20 protein-coding genes are annotated in these 15,854 nt (G+C 68.1%); 8 read left to right on the top strand and 12 right to left on the bottom strand.

Annotated elements, in window-relative coordinates:
* Positions 1 to 37: 37 nt before the first annotated feature.
* Genes QFZ53_RS13520 through QFZ53_RS13510 form a run of 3 tightly spaced genes read right to left on the bottom strand, consistent with a single transcriptional unit; the run spans position 38 to position 2,588 of the window.
* Positions 38 to 709, bottom strand: a complete 672-nt coding sequence (locus tag QFZ53_RS13520; protein WP_307297241.1) for a response regulator — start codon at positions 707 to 709, stop codon at positions 38 to 40.
* Positions 706 to 1,962: a sensor histidine kinase gene (locus tag QFZ53_RS13515; protein WP_307297239.1), complete on the bottom strand. Its 1,257-nt coding sequence runs from the start codon at positions 1,960 to 1,962 to the stop codon at positions 706 to 708. Before QFZ53_RS13515 ends, QFZ53_RS13520 begins: the two co-directional genes overlap by 4 nt.
* 5 nt (positions 1,963 to 1,967) lie before the next feature.
* Complete coding sequence (locus tag QFZ53_RS13510) at positions 1,968 to 2,588, bottom strand: DedA family protein (protein WP_292909691.1); 621 nt, start codon at positions 2,586 to 2,588, stop codon at positions 1,968 to 1,970.
* A gap of 192 nt (positions 2,589 to 2,780) precedes the next feature.
* Here QFZ53_RS13510 and QFZ53_RS13505 point away from each other — a divergent pair, with 192 nt between their 5' ends.
* From QFZ53_RS13505 to QFZ53_RS13490, 4 genes are all read left to right on the top strand, one after another.
* Entirely contained in the window at positions 2,781 to 4,379 is a 1,599-nt protein-coding gene (locus QFZ53_RS13505; protein ID WP_307297236.1) for an ABC-F family ATP-binding cassette domain-containing protein, read from the top strand.
* A 67-nt stretch (positions 4,380 to 4,446) separates the two neighbouring features.
* Positions 4,447 to 5,061, top strand: a complete 615-nt coding sequence (locus tag QFZ53_RS13500; RefSeq protein WP_307297234.1) for a pyridoxine/pyridoxamine 5'-phosphate oxidase — start codon at positions 4,447 to 4,449, stop codon at positions 5,059 to 5,061.
* A complete protein-coding gene (locus tag QFZ53_RS13495; RefSeq protein WP_307297232.1) occupies positions 5,058 to 5,492 on the top strand; it encodes a cupin domain-containing protein in 435 nt (144 codons plus the stop codon). The genes QFZ53_RS13500 and QFZ53_RS13495 overlap by 4 nt, the downstream gene beginning before the upstream one ends.
* A gap of 3 nt (positions 5,493 to 5,495) precedes the next feature.
* On the top strand, positions 5,496 to 6,266 hold the full coding sequence (locus QFZ53_RS13490) for a hypothetical protein (protein ID WP_307297230.1): 771 nt from the start codon (positions 5,496 to 5,498) through the stop codon (positions 6,264 to 6,266).
* A 3-nt stretch (positions 6,267 to 6,269) separates the two neighbouring features.
* Here QFZ53_RS13490 and QFZ53_RS13485 read toward each other — a convergent pair whose 3' ends face one another.
* From QFZ53_RS13485 to QFZ53_RS13470, 4 genes are read right to left on the bottom strand one after another with little or no spacing between them, the layout of a single operon-like run.
* Complete coding sequence (locus QFZ53_RS13485) at positions 6,270 to 7,076, bottom strand: SURF1 family cytochrome oxidase biogenesis protein (protein WP_307297228.1); 807 nt, start codon at positions 7,074 to 7,076, stop codon at positions 6,270 to 6,272.
* Complete coding sequence (locus QFZ53_RS13480) at positions 7,073 to 7,267, bottom strand: hypothetical protein (protein ID WP_292909703.1); 195 nt, start codon at positions 7,265 to 7,267, stop codon at positions 7,073 to 7,075. Before QFZ53_RS13480 ends, QFZ53_RS13485 begins: the two co-directional genes overlap by 4 nt.
* Complete coding sequence (locus QFZ53_RS13475; protein ID WP_292909705.1) at positions 7,264 to 7,614, bottom strand: DUF3099 domain-containing protein; 351 nt, start codon at positions 7,612 to 7,614, stop codon at positions 7,264 to 7,266. Before QFZ53_RS13475 ends, QFZ53_RS13480 begins: the two co-directional genes overlap by 4 nt.
* A 49-nt stretch (positions 7,615 to 7,663) precedes the next feature.
* Positions 7,664 to 8,206 carry a DUF4190 domain-containing protein gene (locus QFZ53_RS13470; RefSeq protein WP_307297225.1) on the bottom strand — a complete coding sequence of 181 codons (543 nt, stop codon included), beginning with the start codon at positions 8,204 to 8,206 and terminating at the stop codon, positions 7,664 to 7,666.
* 233 nt (positions 8,207 to 8,439) lie between these two features.
* On the opposite strand from QFZ53_RS13470, the gene QFZ53_RS13465 reads away from it, so the two are divergent.
* Positions 8,440 to 9,150, top strand: coding sequence for a beta-ketoacyl-ACP reductase (locus QFZ53_RS13465; RefSeq protein ID WP_292909709.1), 711 nt, complete (start codon positions 8,440 to 8,442; stop codon positions 9,148 to 9,150).
* 3 nt (positions 9,151 to 9,153) lie between these two features.
* Here the strand turns inward: QFZ53_RS13465 and QFZ53_RS13460 are convergent, their stop codons facing one another.
* From QFZ53_RS13460 to glgC, 3 genes are read right to left on the bottom strand one after another with little or no spacing between them, the layout of a single operon-like run.
* The gene (locus QFZ53_RS13460) at positions 9,154 to 9,852 is read right to left on the bottom strand and encodes an alpha/beta fold hydrolase (protein WP_292909711.1); all 699 of its coding nucleotides are present in this window, start codon (positions 9,850 to 9,852) and stop codon (positions 9,154 to 9,156) included.
* A 33-nt stretch (positions 9,853 to 9,885) separates the two neighbouring features.
* The gene (gene serB / locus QFZ53_RS13455; RefSeq protein ID WP_307297221.1) at positions 9,886 to 10,521 is read right to left on the bottom strand and encodes a phosphoserine phosphatase SerB; all 636 of its coding nucleotides are present in this window, start codon (positions 10,519 to 10,521) and stop codon (positions 9,886 to 9,888) included.
* Between the two features lie 46 nt (positions 10,522 to 10,567).
* Positions 10,568 to 11,809, bottom strand: a complete 1,242-nt coding sequence (gene glgC / locus QFZ53_RS13450) for a glucose-1-phosphate adenylyltransferase (protein WP_292909715.1) — start codon at positions 11,807 to 11,809, stop codon at positions 10,568 to 10,570.
* A 47-nt stretch (positions 11,810 to 11,856) separates the two neighbouring features.
* Here glgC and glgA point away from each other — a divergent pair, with 47 nt between their 5' ends.
* The 3 genes from glgA (at position 11,857) to QFZ53_RS13435 (ending at position 14,185) form a co-directional block, all read left to right on the top strand.
* Positions 11,857 to 13,041, top strand: coding sequence for a glycogen synthase (gene glgA / locus QFZ53_RS13445; RefSeq protein ID WP_307297219.1), 1,185 nt, complete (start codon positions 11,857 to 11,859; stop codon positions 13,039 to 13,041).
* Positions 13,042 to 13,059: 18 nt separating this feature from the next.
* Positions 13,060 to 13,845, top strand: coding sequence for an ABC transporter ATP-binding protein (locus QFZ53_RS13440; RefSeq protein ID WP_307297217.1), 786 nt, complete (start codon positions 13,060 to 13,062; stop codon positions 13,843 to 13,845).
* Between the two features lie 85 nt (positions 13,846 to 13,930).
* Positions 13,931 to 14,185: a type B 50S ribosomal protein L31 gene (locus tag QFZ53_RS13435; RefSeq protein ID WP_045258427.1), complete on the top strand. Its 255-nt coding sequence runs from the start codon at positions 13,931 to 13,933 to the stop codon at positions 14,183 to 14,185.
* Between the two features lie 64 nt (positions 14,186 to 14,249).
* Here QFZ53_RS13435 and QFZ53_RS13430 read toward each other — a convergent pair whose 3' ends face one another.
* Both QFZ53_RS13430 and QFZ53_RS13425 read right to left on the bottom strand, forming a co-directional pair.
* Positions 14,250 to 14,531, bottom strand: coding sequence for a hypothetical protein (locus QFZ53_RS13430; protein ID WP_307297212.1), 282 nt, complete (start codon positions 14,529 to 14,531; stop codon positions 14,250 to 14,252).
* Between the two features lie 54 nt (positions 14,532 to 14,585).
* Complete coding sequence (locus tag QFZ53_RS13425) at positions 14,586 to 15,833, bottom strand: alpha/beta fold hydrolase (protein WP_307297210.1); 1,248 nt, start codon at positions 15,831 to 15,833, stop codon at positions 14,586 to 14,588.
* Positions 15,834 to 15,854: the final 21 nt, after the last annotated feature.

Genomic DNA, 15,854 nt, shown 5'->3' with positions numbered 1-15,854 from the left:
TGTGGAGGGACATCGCGCCGGAACAGGCCATGGCGGTTCAGGCGGAGGGCTCGACCAGACCCGTGTCGTACGCGAGGATCACGGCGTGCACCCGGTCGCGCAGGGAGAGCTTCGCGAGCACCTTGCCGACGTGGGTCTTCACCGTCTGCTCAGCGATGAAGAGGTCTGCAGCGATCTCGGAGTTCGATCGGCCTCTCCCGATCAGGACGAGCACCTCCCGCTCGCGTTCTGTCAGATCGTTCAAAGCCGAGTTCGCACGTGTTGTCCGAGGGCGTCGACCGGCGAACTGCTCGATCATGCGACGGGTCACGCTCGGGGCGAGGAGTGCGTCTCCGCCGGCGACGACCCGCACGGCGTGCACGAGCTCCTCCGGCAGTGCGTCCTTGAGGAGGAAGCCGCTGGCGCCGGCCTCGAGCGCGTCGTAGACGTAGTCGTCGATGTCGAAAGTGGTGAGCATGATGATCCGCGGCACGTGGGCGGCCGGATACGACGGACCCAGGATGCGGCGGGTCGCCTCGATGCCGTCCAGCTCCGGCATCCGGACATCCATGAGGATGACGTCGGGATCGAGTCGTGCCGACAGGGCGACCGCTTCGGCGCCGTCGGCCGCCTGGCCCGCGACGCGGATGCCCTCGTGCGCGCCAAGCAGGGCGGCGAAGCCGGCTCGCACCATGGCCTGGTCGTCGGCGATGAGGACGTTGATGGTCACGAGGTCTCCTGGCGGGTGGTGTCGGCGGTTTCGGTGAGAGGGAGCGAGGCGCTGACTTCCCAGCCGCCGTCCGGGGTCGAGCCGGCGATCAGGGTGCCACCGAGCAGTTCGGCCCGTTCGCGCATCCCGCGAAGGCCATGTCCCGGACCGGTCGAGGTGTGAGACGAGGCGGCGGGCGGCGGTGCGTTTCGGATGCGGATGCCGACGGCCGCAGCATCGGTCTGGATCCGCACGGTGACGAGTGCACCAGCGGCATGACGGACGGCGTTGCTCAGAGCTTCCTGAGTGATCCGGAAGGCGGCGATCTGCACGGTGGGCGGCACCCGCGCGCTGTCGCCCGTGATCTCCAGTCCCACGGTGACGCCGGCACGTCGCACGGTGTCGACGAGGGCCGGCACATCGGCGATGCCCTGTTGCGGGGCGAGCTCTGCCGTCTGATCCTCGGTGCGGAGCACCCCGAGCATCCGTCGCATCTCGGTCAGCGATTCCCGGGCGGTCGCGGCGATGCTGTCGAACTCCGTCGCGGCTTCTGCGCTGATCTCAGGCAGGCGATAGCGAGCGGTCGACGCCTGAACCTGCACCATCGACAGGCTGTGGGCGATGACGTCGTGCAACTCCCTCGCGATGCGGGTGCGCTCTTCGACCAAGGCGCGACGGGACTGCTCGAGCGCCGCATGCTCGCGTTCTCTGGTGAGCTCGGCGCCGATGCGCACCCGACCCGCGAGCAGCGCTGCGATCATGAACATGGCGGAGGCGACGGATGCCGTCACGATGAGGTCAGCGGTCACGCTTCCCGCGGCCGCCGCAGTAGCGACGATCTCAGGTCGCAGCAGCGGGGCGATGAGCGACGATACGACGCCGATGACGAGCGGGAACGCGCCGTGCCGAGCGCCGTGTCGGAAGGTCACGATGCCGACGAGGAGCACGAAGGTCAGCAGGGCAGGAACCGACCACGGCCAGGGCGCGGCGATCGCGAGCGTCGGCGACACGATCAGAGGCAGGACGAAGGCGGCCCCGCAGAAGAGGGCGACAGCCGGGCGAGGACGAGTGATCGCCAGCAGCGGCGAGACGCAGAGCGCGGCGCCCAGAATGAACGAGAGCGGCAGGGGAGTGCCGTACAGGACCGTCTGGACCGGCACCAGCACGGCGAACAGCACGACGACGGCCGCGCACACAGCGACGAGGGATGCTGTGCGGCGGCTGATCCGCGGTGTGCGCGGTGTGCGCGGTTCGCGTCTGCGGCGTCGTGCCATGCCTGTCATCCTGCCATCTGCACCGCAGCGGTGCGTCGCCGACGAGCTGTCGTCACGCGGTCGATCACGAGTCCGATGATGAGCGCGACCCCGATGCCGACCGCCGCGCTGAGCAGAGGCTGGTCCTTGATCCACGAACCGGCGAAGAGTCCGATCACGAGGCTCAGGGCGCTCCAGCTGATTCCGGCGAGCACGCTGAGCGGCAGGAACCGACGCCACCGGAACCCGAGGGCTCCGGCCGACATGTTCACGGCCACTCGTCCGACCGGGATGTAGCGGGCGCCGAGGATCAGTGCGGCGCTGCGCTGGTCGAGCGCGCGTTCTGCGTGTCCGAACGCGGCCTTGACGCGGGGTCGCCGCATCCACGAGAAGCGGGTCGTGCCCACTCGCCGGCCGATGGCGAAGGCGATGTTGTCGCCGATCACGGCGCCGAGTGCGGCGATCAGACCGAGGGGCGCGAGCATCCAGAGGTCGCCCGTGGAGACGGCGACGGCCGCGGCCGCGACGAGCACCGTCTCACTCGGCACCGGGGGGAAGAACCCGTCGATGATCGTGACCGCGAGCAGTACGAGGTAGAGCCACGGCGAGGCGACGGTCTGCAGGATGAGTTCGTTGATGACGTCCACATCTCGACGTTAGAAAGCCCGTACCGTCCGGGGCATCACTCTGAGGTATCGACCGCATCCCTCCCCGGAGTGACATCCGAGCCCGGGCGGTGGACCTCGAGGCGTGGGCCGAACGCACAGCCGCGGCGATCTATACTGGGAGGTCGGCCGCTCGGCCTGTCAACCACCCCCTGAACGATCGGACGTCCCGCTGTGCTCGCCGTGCACGAACTCGAGATCCGCGTTGGCGCACGCCTGCTCATGGAGAACGTCTCGTTCCGCGTCTCCGATGGCGACAAGATCGGACTCGTCGGGCGCAACGGCGCCGGCAAGACCACGCTGACCAAGGTGCTCGCGGGCGACCTGCTCCCTTCGGGTGGAAGCGTCACGAGGTCGGGAGAGCTCGGCTATCTTCCGCAGGATCCGCGCTCGGGCGATCCGGAGATGCTGGCACGCACGCGCATCCTCGATGCTCGAGGTCTCGGCTCACTCGCGCTCGGCATGGCCGAGTCGACGGTCGCCATGGGCTCGGATGATCCGGCTGTGGCGGAGAAGGCGATGAAGCGCTACGCGCGGCTCACCGAGCAGTTCGAGGGGCAGGGCGGGTACGCCGCCGAGGCAGAGGCGGCGTCGATCGCCAACAACCTCTCGCTGCCGGACCGCATCCTGGACCAGCCGCTGAAGACCCTCTCGGGAGGCCAGCGGCGCCGCATCGAACTGGCGCGCATCCTGTTCTCGGACGCCGACACCATGATCCTCGACGAGCCCACCAACCACCTCGACGCCGACAGCGTGGTGTGGCTGCGAGAGTTCCTGAAGAACTACAAGGGCGGCCTGATCGTCATCAGCCACGACGTCGAGCTCGTCGGCGAAACCGTCAACCGCGTGTTCTACCTCGACGCCAACCGCCAGATCATCGACACGTACAACATGAACTGGAAGAACTACCTGCGCCAGCGGGTGGCCGACGAGGAGCGCCGCAAGAAGGAGCGCGCGAACGCCGAGAAGAAGGCCACCACCTTGCAGCAGCAGGCTGCGCGCTTCGGTGCGAAGGCGTCGAAGGCGGCCGCAGCCCACCAGATGATCGCCCGTGCCGAGAAGCTCCTCGCGGGTCTCGACGAGGTCCGTCAGGAGGACCGCGTCGCGAAGCTGCGCTTCCCGAAGCCCGCCCCCTGCGGCAAGACGCCGCTCATGGCGTCGGGACTGTCGAAGTCGTACGGTTCGCTGGAGATCTTCACCGACGTCGACCTCGCGATCGATCGCGGATCGAAGGTCGTGGTGCTCGGCCTCAACGGTGCCGGCAAGACGACGCTGCTGCGCATGCTCGCGGGCGTCGATCAGCCTGACACCGGCCAGCTCGAGCCCGGCCACGGTCTCAAGGTCGGGTACTACGCGCAGGAGCACGAGAACCTCGACGTGAACCGCTCGGTGCTCGAGAACATGGTCTCCGCCGCTCCTCACATCACCGAGACCGAGGCCCGCAAGGTGCTCGGCTCGTTCCTGTTCACCGGGGACGACGTGCTCAAGCCCGCAGGCGTGCTCTCGGGCGGCGAGAAGACGCGCCTGTCGCTGGCCACGCTCGTCGTGTCATCCGCCAACCTGCTGCTGCTCGACGAGCCGACGAACAACCTCGACCCCGCGTCGCGTGAGGAGATCCTCGGCGCGCTCGCCCACTACGAGGGCGCCGTCGTTCTCGTCTCGCATGATCCGGGCGCCGTGCAGTCGCTGAATCCGGAGCGCGTCCTGATCCTCCCCGACGGCGTCGAGGACATCTGGAGCCAGGAGTATCAGGATCTGATCGAGCTCGCGTAGTCCGCTCGCACGCGGATGATCGCATGTCGTGCGAGCGGTGTCCGCGCTCGGTGGCATAGTCGTGAGGGTGACGCCCGAGCCTGAACCCGCCCGCCGATACACCGCTGACCGGCTGCGTGCGCTGCCTTCGCTCATCGGCAGCGCGCCGCCCCTCGACATGGCCGCTCTGCCGCGCGACCCGGTCACGCTCTTCGAGACCTGGCTGTCGGAGGCGATCGAGCTCGGCGTGGCTGAACCGCTCGCGGCGACTCTGGCCACCCTGGACGTCGACGGGCTGCCGGACGCGCGCACGCTGATCCTGAAGGGCGTCGACGACCGGGGATGGGCGTTCGCCGGTCCGCGGTCCTCGCGCAAAGCCGCTCAGCTCGCCGCGCATCCCGCTGCCGCGCTGAACTTCTGGTGGCAACCCCTCGTACGGGCCGTGCGCGTACGAGGACACGTCGTCGAGGCGGATCCGCACGAGAGCGCGGCCGACTTCGCCCGCCGATCGTCCGCGGCTCGAGACGGACTCGATCCCGGCGACTGGACGCTGTGGCGGATCGTTCCTGCGCGCGTCGAGTTCTGGCAGGGAGAGACCGATCGACGTCACTCCCGGATCGTCTACGGGGCCGCAGCCGATCGTTGGACGCGCGCAATCACGGGCAAAGCGGCTGACGACGCTCGGGAAGGGGCGCAGGAATGAACGGATTCCAGCTCATCGAGATCGGAGCGCTCGACGAATGGCGCGCGCACCACGGCGGCTTCGATGCCGCACGTGCGCGTGACGGGCGCCGTGTCGTCGATCACGAGCTGACGATGCAGTACATCGGACTCACGGCGAACGCTCTCCAGCCGGGCGAGGAGGCCGGGTACTGGCATGTCCACTCCCGAGTGGAAGAACTGTACGTCTTCCTCGAGGGGCGGGGACAGATGGGCTTAGACGATGAGATCGTCGAGGTCGGTCCCGGAACCGTGATCCGCGTGGGTCAGGGCGTCGCACGCACCTGGCGCGCGCGACCCGACAGCGCCGGTGAGCTGCGCTGGTTGTGCATCCGGGCCGGAGGAGACGAGCTGCCGCACCTGCCGGACGACAGCGCTCGTCTGCCCGAGAGGCCGATGCCGTGGACCGAGTGAACCGTGCGTGAGCCGCTCCCGCCCGCTCCGTCGCATCCGCCGTCATTCGACGACGACTTCGCGGGAGGGCTCGACACCGCGAAGTGGATCCCGCACTATCTCCCGCACTGGACCACGCCTGAGCGATCCGAGGCTCGCTACGGCGTCACAGCCGACGGGCTCGAGCTGCGGATCGAGGAGGATCAGCTCGACTGGCGTCCGGAGGACGCGCCGCTACGGGTGTCCAACCTGCAGACGGGGGAGTACTCCGGCCCGCTCGGCTCCCATCGGGGCACGCACCGCCATCGCCCCGACGGGCTCGTCGTGCGCACCGAGACGCCCTGCCGGTTGATGTTCGCGCCGCACCGCGGACGCATCGACATCACGGTCTCGGCCGGTGCCGACGAACGCTGCATGCTCGCCGCCTGGCTCGTGGGCACCGAGCATCTCTCCGAGCTCGATTCCGGGGAGATCTGCGTGTTCGAGATCGACGGGTCCGCGGTCGGGCCGACGACATCTGCCCGGACCGGCATCAAGGCGCACCACGACCCCCGGCTGAGCACCGACATGGCCGAGGTGCAGCTGCCCTTCGACGCACGCGAGGCGCACACGTGGACGGTGATCTGGGGTGACGGCGAGACGATCATCGGATGCGAGGGCGTCGTGCTGCGACGGATCCTCCAGGCGCCTGACTACCCGATGCTCCTTCTGATCGACCTCTTCGAGATCGGTCGGGCGAGCGGTTCGTACCCGAAGGCCGCGACTGTTCGACGGGTGACCGCCTGGACATCGTGAAGATCAGCGCGCGTCGAGCAGCTGGTCCTCGATGTCGGCGTCGCGGTCGCGGCTGCGCTTCTTCTTCACTCTGACGGGAGCGCCCTCGACGTCCTCGCGGTGCTTCACGATCTCGGTGCGGATGATGTAGCCGATGAAGATGAAGCCCATCAGCGCGAACAGGATCCACTGGATCGCGTACGACAGATGCGGACCGGGGTCGTCGGTGGGGGAGTCGAAGGAGCCGAGGGCCGGCGCCGCAGGATCTTCGCTCACCAGCTGCCCGTAAGCGCTCGTCACGACGTCACCACCGACGATGTCGGCGACGGCTGGCAGGTCGATCGTCGCCACCTGACCCGGGGGAGCGCCTCGCGCAGGTGCGGCTGCTTCGCCCTCGCGCAGTCGTACGACGACGTCGACCGTCCCGCTCGGCGGTGCGGCGACGGCGTCGGGCGCGTCACCCGAACCGGGGGCCACCCATCCGCGATCGACGACGAACACCCGACCATCGCCGGTCTGGAAGGGCACCAGCACTTCGAAGGCGCTCGTGCCGCCGTGCGGCCGGTTGCGGACCAGGAGCTGCTCGTCGGTGAGATACTCGCCGTGCAGAATCACGGGATGCCACTCGTCATCGGCGTGGAAGACGCCATCGGTGCCGATCAGATCGTCGAGCGGGACCGGTTCGGCATCGTAGTTCGCTTCCACGAGGGCGATCTGCTCGCTGCGCGACGCGTTCCGGTCGAACTGCCAGTGCGACAGGAACACACAGGCCACGGCGAAGCCGATCGCGACCAGCACGTACACGCTCCAGCGCAGCATCCGCTCTCTCATGCGGGAACCCCGTCGCGCACCGTCACCGGGAAGTCGCGCGCTGCCAGGTAATCGCGCAGGAACTCGACGTGGTCATCGCAGGCCAGCCAGATCTTCTCACGGTCGGCCGCGTGGATCCGCGGATTGCGCCACACCACGCGCTTCGTCGCCGCGTTCCGGCACCCGGCGCGCGAGCACACCAGTTCGTTCACTCGCGGTCCTGCCGGCTCTCGTGGATCGTGATGATCGAGGGATCGTCGTCTCCGGCCGGCGAGTCGGCGACCGCAGGCGCCTCGAGCTGCTGCAGCGGCGATTCGGCCGTGGTCTCGGTGCTGTCGCTGCCGGCGTTCGCGAAGACCACGGCGATATAGGGCAGCACGGCCGCGGCGATCGCGAACACCCAGGTGTACCAGCCGTACGGCTGGATGAACACCATGAGCCCGAAGCACAGGATGCGGATCGTCATCGTGAGGGCGTAGCGGCGCACACGATGGTCTGCCTCGTCCCGCGGCGACTGCGGAAGGGAGGTGACAGCGGGCACCAGGCGCTTGTTCTTCACGATGCATCCAGCCTACGCCGCCGAGCGCCCCGCGGCGCGCCCTGACGCGTCAGCTGTAGTCGACGAGGAAGGGGATCGTGAAGGCTCCGAAAGCGAGGAAGACCGCGAGACCGATGAGGATCTGGGCCACCATGAGGCCCACGCCGATGTAGCCGGTGATCAGACCGCCGATCGCCATGCCGCGACCGCCGAGCGCCGGGTTGTTCTTCGTCTGCTTGAGCCCCATGTGTCCGGTGATCACAGCCACGACCGAGGCGACGACCGGAAGCCAGAGCCAGAAGAGCACGAGTCCTGCGATGCCGCAGATCAGAGAGGTGATCGCGAGTCCGCTGTTGGGGCGCGGCGGGGCGTAGGCGACCGGTGCGTACTGCTGCGGGTAGCCGCCGTACTGCTGCGGTGCGGCTCCGTACGGCTGCACAGCGCCATAAGGCTGCACTGCGCCGCTGGGCTGGGCGGTGCCGTAAGTCTGCGGTGCAGTGCCGTAGGGCTGAGGTGCACTGCCGTAGGGCTGAGGCGCAGCGCCGCCGGGCGGCGGAACGGCTGCGTCAAACTGCTGCGGCGCGACGCCGTAGGTCGGAGGCGGTGGCGGCACGGCGGGCGCGGCAGGTGCCGGGGGCGCGGGAGGCGCCGGAGGCTGGACCGCGAACCGCGGGTCCGAAGCGTTCGGGGGGATGCTGCTATCGCTCACGTCGGCGCCTTTCGTCGGGTTCAGCGTTCCAGTCGGGTCTGGTTCTGTCAAACTTCGGCACCGGTCGGCTCACCGCATCCTCGATAGGATCGATCCGACCGGCCGTCGGCCGTTGCACGGTCAGATCAGGAGTGGAAATGAGTTCTCAGCGCGTGGTCCTCGTCACCGGAGGAAACCGAGGCATCGGCTTCGCGATCGCGGAGCGCTTCGTGCGCGACGGTTACAAGGTCGCGGTCACGGCGCGCAGCGGTGAGGGCCCCCAGGGCACCCTCACAGTGAGGGCCGACGTGACCGATGCAGCGTCACTCGACGCCGCCTTCACCGAGGTCGAGCAGCAGCTCGGACCTGTGGAGATCGTGGTCGCGAACGCCGGCATCACCAAGGACACACTGCTTCTGCGCATGAGCGAAGACGACTTCGACAGCGTGGTGGCCACCAACCTCGGCGGGACGTTCCGGGTCGTCAAGCGCGCGTCGAAGGGCATGCTGCGTGCGCGCTTCGGCCGGGTCATCCTGATCTCGAGCGTCGTCGGACTGTACGGCTCGGCGGGTCAGGTCAACTACTCGGCCTCGAAGAGCGCGCTGGTCGGATTCGCCCGCTCGCTGACACGCGAACTCGGTGGTCGCGGCATCACCGCCAATGTCGTCGCCCCCGGGTTCATCGAGACCGACATGACTGCCGAGCTTCCCGAGGAGACGCAGAAGCAGTACAAGGCGAGCATCCCCGCAGGGCGCTTCGCGACGCCCGACGAGGTCGCCGGCGTCGTCACCTGGCTGGCGGGAGACGACGCCGGCTACATCTCCGGCGCGGTCATCCCTGTCGACGGCGGTCTCGGGATGGGGCACTGACGCTCAACGAGCGATCGCCTCGTCGATGAGCTGTGCGAGGCGCGCAGGCGTCGAGAACTGCGGCCAGTGGCCCGACCCGATCCTCACGACCTCGACCTCGTCGATGGCACGGAACTCGTCGGCGTACGGTCCCCACTGGTCGAGCTCCGACTCGAGGGTCTCCTGATCGAGCCCTCCCATCAGCAGCGTGGCAGGGACGCGGTAGCGCGCGCCGTCATCTCCGAGCTCGATGGGATCGGTCGGCACGCGTGCGGGAACGCTGTGCACGAGAGACGCCGTGCGAGCACGGGTCGCGTCGTCGAGGTCATCGACGTCTTCTGCGGGGAAGAAGTCCCACCCGGGGAACGGGATGACTCCGTCGACGACATCGAACTCGCTGATGCCGTGGCCGGACGGCGGCGGAACGGTGTCCACGAAGATCACGCGCGACACCAGGTCTGCCCGAGCGTCGACGACGCCCCATGCGACGTTGCCCCCTCCGCTGTGCCCCACGACCACTGCCTGGCCGCCGACGGCGTCGACCGCGGCGACACCGGCGGCGACCCACTCGGCTATGCCGATGGCGCCTGATTCGGCGGACGGGGCGCCGAGACCAGGGAGAGTGAGGGGATGCACGCGGTGCCCGGCGCGTTCGAGCGGCGGGATCACCTCGTTCCAGCTGGAGGCGTCGAGCCAGAGTCCGGGGATGAGGATGATGTCCATGGAGCTGAGGGTAATCGGGGCTCCGGACATCCGCTACGGAAGCAGCGCGATGACTTCGCCAAGGTTCTGAGGGCCGATCACGAGGTTCGCGGCCGCGCGGACCGCGGGCTTCGCGTTGAAGGCCAGGCCGAGACCCGCGACCGCCATCATCTTCAGGTCGTTGGCGCCGTCGCCGATGGCGATCGTCGCCCGCGGCGCAATGCCGAGTTCGGCAGCCCAGGCGAGTAGAGACGATGCCTTGGCCTCGGCATCCACGATCTCCCCGTCGACCCGCCCTGTGAGCGCACCGTCGGCGACCTCGAGCCGGTTCGCCCGCCATCGGTCGACGCCGAGTCCGGGGGCGATGCCATCGAGGATCTCGTGGAATCCGCCCGACACGACGGCCACCACGCCACCGCGCCCGTGCACGGCCGCGGTGAGATCGCGCACACCCGGCGTCGGCTCGATGCGAGCGCGCACGCGCTCGAACGCCGACGTCGGCACCCCCTGCAGGGCTGCGACCCGGCTGCGCAGACTGTCGGCGAAGTCGACCTCGCCGCGCATGGCAGCCTCGGTGGCCGCCTGGACCTCTTCGCGCCGCCCGGCCTCGTCGGCGAGAAGCTCGATCACCTCGTTGCGGATGAGCGTGGAATCGGCATCGAGGACGACGAGGAAGCGCGCGGCAGTCACAGGTTCGAGCCTAGCGACCGCCGCGCGTCTCGCGCGTCGGATGACGTCAGCGGTCGACGAAGACGCCCTTGCCGACGACGGTGATCCCCGAATCGGTCACAGTGAATCCTCGCGCCAGGTCGCGCTCGCGATCGACGCCGACCGTGGCGCCGTCGGCGAGCACGACGTTCTTGTCGAGGATCGCGCGGTGCACACGCGCACCCGCACCGACACGGACGTGGTCGAACAGCACGGAGTCGGTGATGGTCGAGCCGCCGCCGGCGAGAGTCCACGGACCGACGACGCTGCGTTCGACGTGGGTTCCGGAGAGAACGCAGCCCAGGGAGACGATCGAGTCGATGGCATTGCCGATGCGCCCGACCGAATCCCGCACGAACTTGGCGGGCGGCGAGTTCACGGCCTGCGAGTGGATCGGCCATTCCATGTTGTACAGGTTGAAGACCGGCAGCGTGGAGATCAGGTCCATGTGGGCGTCGAAGAACGAGTCGATCGTACCCACGTCGCGCCAGTACGAGCGGTCGCGCGGCGAGGAGCCAGGGACCTCGTTCTGCTTCATGTCGTAGTAGCCGGCCTCGCCACGCTCGACGAAGTACGGCACGATGTCGCCGCCCATGTCGTGTCCGGACGTGGGCGACTCGCCGTCGGCCTCGACGGCGGCGATCAGCGCGTCCGCATCGAAGATGTAGTTGCCCATCGAGGCGAGGACCTCGTGCGGTGCGTCCGGCAGTCCTTCGATCTCCGTCGGCTTCTCGAGGAACTGCTTGATGCGGCCGGATTCCGTGTCGGCGTCGATCACGCCGAACTGGGAGGCGAGGGCCAGCGGCTGGCGGATGCCGGCGACCGTCGCCTTCGCGCCGGAGGCGATGTGCGCGTCGAGCATCTGCTGGAAGTCCATGCGATAGACGTGGTCGGCTCCGATCACCACCACGATGTCGGGCTTCTCGTCGTTGATCAGGTTGAGGCTCTGCAGGATGGCGTCGGCCGAGCCTGAGAACCACCGCTTGCCGAGTCGCTGCTGCGCCGGAACCGAGGTGACGTACGAGTCGAGCAGAGCGGACATCCGCCAGGTCTGCGAGATGTGACGGTCGAGGCTGTGGGACTTGTACTGCGTGAGGACCACGATCTGTCTGAGACCGGAGTTTATGAGATTCGAGATCGCGAAATCGATCAGTCGGTACTGTCCGCCGAACGGCACTGCAGGTTTTGCGCGGTCTGCCGTGAGGGGCATGAGTCGCTTGCCCTCGCCGCCGGCGAGGATGATGCCGAAGATCTTCTTTGGTGCGGACATGGCTCCACCCTAGAGGGCCATTCCCGTCGTGTACTAGCGTTTCGAACATGCGAGTTGAAATGATCACGAAGGAGTACCCGCCGGAGATCTACGGCGGTGCCGGGGTGCATGTCGCGGAGCTGGTTGCAGCCCTCCGCGAGCGCATCGACGTGAGCGTCCGCGCATTCGGCGCGCCTCGCGACGAGACCGGCACGTACGCGTACCGGTCTCCTTCGGAACTCGCGAACGCGAACGCGGCACTGCAGACTCTCGGCACCGATCTCGAGATCGTGTCGGCGATCTCGGATGCCGATCTCGTGCACAGTCACACCTGGTACGCGAACTTCGCCGGTCACATCGCCTCGCAGCTGCACGGCATCCCGCACGTGCTCACGGCGCACAGCCTCGAACCTCTGCGCCCGTGGAAGGCCGAGCAGCTGGGAGGCGGATACGCGGTGTCCAGCGGCATCGAGAAGCTCGCCTACGAGAACGCCGCCGCCGTGATCGCGGTGAGCGCGGGGATGCGCAACGACATCCTGCGCAGCTATCCGAACGTCGACCCGGCCAAGGTTCGGGTGATCCACAACGGCATCGACGTCGAGCGTTGGCGTCCCGTGCACAACCCCGAGTTCCTCGCGTCGATCGGCATGGACCCGAACCGCCCTTCGGTCGTCTTCGTCGGTCGCATCACCCGCCAGAAGGGCCTGCCGTATCTGCTGCAGGCCGCGAGCCGATTGCCGGCCGACGTGCAGCTCATCCTGTGCGCAGGCGCTCCGGACACGCCGGAGATCATGGCCGAGGTGCAGGAGGGGGTGCGTCTGCTGCAGCAGACGCGGGAAGGCGTCATCTGGATCGAGCGGATGCTGCCGCGCGATGAGCTCTCGGCCATCCTCACGGCCGCCACGACCTTCGTCTGTCCGTCGGTCTACGAGCCGCTCGGCATCGTGAACCTCGAGGCCATGGCATGCGGCGCCGCGGTCGTCGGCACCGCGACCGGCGGAATACCGGAGGTCGTCGACGACGGCGTCACCGGCCGCCTCGTTCCGATCGAGCAGGTGCAGGACGGCACGGGCACCCCGGTCGATCCGGAGACGTATGTCGCGGACCTCGCGGCGGTGCTCACCGAGGTCGCTGCGGATCCGGTGAAGGCCGAGGCGTACGGAGAAGCCGGTCGAGAGCGCGCCAAGGAGGAGTTCAGCTGGGGTGCGATCGCCGACACCACGCGCGCCCTCTACGAGGAGTTGACCGACTGAGCCGATAGGCTTGGCAGCATGCCACGCGCTCTGGAATTCACCGACGTCGTCGTGCGCCGCGAAGGGCGCAACATCATCGATCACGTGACCTGGCAGGTGCAGGACGACCAGCGCTGGGTGGTGCTCGGGCCCAACGGCGCCGGCAAGACCACGCTGCTCCAGCTGGCCGACACGCTCATGCATCCGACGTCCGGCACCGTCGAGGTGCTGGGGGAGACCCTGGGCCGCACCGACGTGTTCGAGGTGCGTCCGCGCATCGGATTCGCCTCCTCGGCTCTCGCCAAGCGCATCCCGCGTGACGAGACGGTGCTGAACTCCGTGCTCACGGCTGCGTACTCGGTTCTCGGACGTTGGAACGAGGAGTACGAGGGCATCGACGACCGTCGCGCGCTGCGCGTCCTCGCCGAGTGGAAGCTCGATCACCTCGCCGATCGCCTGTTCGGGACGCTCAGCGATGGCGAGCAGAAGCGCGTGCAGATCGCCCGCGCGGTGATGACCGACCCGGAGCTGCTGCTGCTCGACGAGCCGACCGCATCGCTCGACCTCGGCTCGCGCGAAGAGCTGCTCGCGCTGCTCAGCGGTTACGCCTCGTCGCCGTCGACACCGGCGATGCTCATGGTGACGCACCACGTCGAGGAGATCCCGGTCGGCTTCACCCACGTGCTGCTGATCCGCGAGGGCAAGGTCGTCGCAGCCGGTCCGATCGCCGAGGCGCTCACCGCCGAGTCGCTCACCGAGGCGTTCGGCATGCCGATCGTGCTCACCGCCGACGGCGGTCGCTACGCCGCGCGCGCAGCATCCTGATTCTGCTAGACTCGACCCTTGGTGCTCTCTGCACCGCAGACTTCCCCGACCCTGGCACAATCCAGGGCATCAGCTAAGGAATCCCATGAAGACTGACATCCACCCCGACTACCAGGCCGTCGTGTTCCGCGACCTCGGCTCGGGCGAGACCTTCCTCACCCGCTCCACCGTCACCAGCGACAAGACCATCGAGCTGGACGGTGTGGAGTACCCCGTCATCGACGTCGAGATCTCCTCGGCCTCGCACCCGTTCTACACGGGCAAGCAGCGCATCATGGACTCGGCCGGTCGCGTCGAGAAGTTCAACCAGCGCTTCAAGGGCTTCGGCGGCTCCAAGTAAGGACCGTCACGACGAAGGCCCCGTTCTCCTCGGAGAGCGGGGCCTTCGTCGTGATGTCGGAGGGTCAGATGTCGATGACGATGTGATCGCCATCTATCGTGCTCGGGGGATCGCCAGGTGCAGGGGCCGGTGCCGTCCGACGCGTCTGACGGTCGCGCTCCATGCCGGCCTCGTATGCCGACGGCATCCAGATCGCGTCGAAGGCGCCGCCGAGTCCACCGCCCGCGTTCTCGTACTTCTTCTCGAGCGGCGTCTTCGAGTATGCGATCACGACCATGACGATGACCGCGCTCGCGATCAGCAGGAGGATCGCGACGGTCACGAGGTATCCCAGCACGTCGCCCACGAGCCCAGGCTAGACGCAGGCCGCAGAGCGTGGCATCCCCCGTGAGAGGGATCCTCAGCGGATGCTGCGACCGTGCGCGAGGTCGATGAGGCGGGTCAGCACGGGGCCCGACCGCACGCCGTTGTGCTCGTGCTCGCTGGTCACCCACGTCTGAACGCCGGGCAACAGGGAAGCGGTCTCCAGCGAGAACTCGAGCGGCACGTACACGTCGTTGACGTACACGGCGGCGGCTCCCGTCGCCCCGGAGGCGGCGATGGCCTCGGAATCGTAGATCGCAGGCCATTCGAACTCGGCGAGTGCGAATGCCACGTCACGCCAGGGCCGGAAGGCGGGGACGGTCTCGGTCCACTCCCGACGGATGTGCTCGCCGGTGAACAGCGTCACGTCGTCGCGGAAGTCGTCGGGCTCGACCCGCTCGGCTGACCATCGTGTGGCCTGACCGCTCGCGTAGCTCGATTCGTGGAACGCGAAGTACATCGGGTTGCGGCCGCTGAACGGCATGGCGTGCATCAGGTCGTGTCGGAAGGCGTTCGATGAGGGATCCCGCTCGAGCAGCGACCAGAGCATCTGCCAGCCGTCGTTCGTGCCGAGCGCCGAGCCGACCGAGCGCAGGCGGGACGCGGAGACGACCTCGCCATCGGGCAGCACGATGCCGCCGGCATCCGCGCGGTCCACCAGACGACGCATGACGTCCCTGTGCTCGGGAAAGCGACGATAGTACTTTTCGGATGCCGTGCGCATCTTGTCGTAGCAGAGCGCATAGACATCGTCGGCCGGGCGGCTGACGGTGCTGAGGCCGCCGGTGATGAAGACGTCGTCGAGGGATGCGGCATCCGTGGTCAGATAGGCCAGAGTGGTGAATCCGCCGAAGGACTGACCGAGGACGCTCCACGAGGCTGCGCCCAGGTGCTCTCGAACGGCCTCGCAATCGCGCACGATCGCGTCGGCGCGCAGGTGGGTGAGGTGCTCGGCGACGAACGCCGACCCCTGTTCGAGATCAGCATCGCCGACGGGGGAAGACAGCCCGGTCCCGCGCTGGTCGAGCATGACGACACGGTAGTGCGCGAGCGCCTCGTCGAGCCAGGCCGGTGAGGTCGACGAATGGAACGGGCGAGGCGCCTCGTGACCGGGGCCACCCTGAAGGAAGACCAGATAGGGGAGTGCTTCGCCGCCGTCGCGCGACACGACGCGCGCGAAGATGTCGATCGTGCGCTGGTCGGAAGGATCCGACCAGACGAGCGGGACGGTGAGAGTGTGCTCTTCGACGGTCAGATCCAGCATGCGACGGACAACGGTGCTCACCCGTCGAGCCTAACGCCCCGG

Source organism: Microbacterium natoriense (assembly GCF_030816295.1).
In the GTDB taxonomy this organism is placed as follows: Bacteria; Actinomycetota; Actinomycetes; order Actinomycetales; family Microbacteriaceae; genus Microbacterium; species Microbacterium natoriense_A.
The sequence above is the reverse complement of the archived record's forward strand: the minus strand, read 5'-3'. Positions and strand labels throughout refer to the sequence as shown.

Excerpts from the sequence above, each read along its gene's own strand:
- QFZ53_RS13515 (WP_307297239.1), bottom strand. The coding sequence starts at position 1,962 with ATGGCACGACGCCGCAGACGCGAACCGCGCACACCGCGCACACCGCGG.
- QFZ53_RS13495 (WP_307297232.1), top strand. The coding sequence starts at position 5,058 with ATGAACGGATTCCAGCTCATCGAGATCGGAGCGCTCGACGAATGGCGC.
- QFZ53_RS13485 (WP_307297228.1), bottom strand. The coding sequence starts at position 7,076 with ATGAGAGAGCGGATGCTGCGCTGGAGCGTGTACGTGCTGGTCGCGATC.
- QFZ53_RS13465 (WP_292909709.1), top strand. The coding sequence starts at position 8,440 with ATGAGTTCTCAGCGCGTGGTCCTCGTCACCGGAGGAAACCGAGGCATC.
- QFZ53_RS13460 (WP_292909711.1), bottom strand. The coding sequence starts at position 9,852 with ATGGACATCATCCTCATCCCCGGACTCTGGCTCGACGCCTCCAGCTGG.
- glgC (WP_292909715.1), bottom strand. The coding sequence starts at position 11,809 with ATGTCCGCACCAAAGAAGATCTTCGGCATCATCCTCGCCGGCGGCGAG.
- glgA (WP_307297219.1), top strand. The coding sequence starts at position 11,857 with ATGCGAGTTGAAATGATCACGAAGGAGTACCCGCCGGAGATCTACGGC.
- QFZ53_RS13440 (WP_307297217.1), top strand. The coding sequence starts at position 13,060 with ATGCCACGCGCTCTGGAATTCACCGACGTCGTCGTGCGCCGCGAAGGG.
- QFZ53_RS13435 (WP_045258427.1), top strand. The coding sequence starts at position 13,931 with ATGAAGACTGACATCCACCCCGACTACCAGGCCGTCGTGTTCCGCGAC.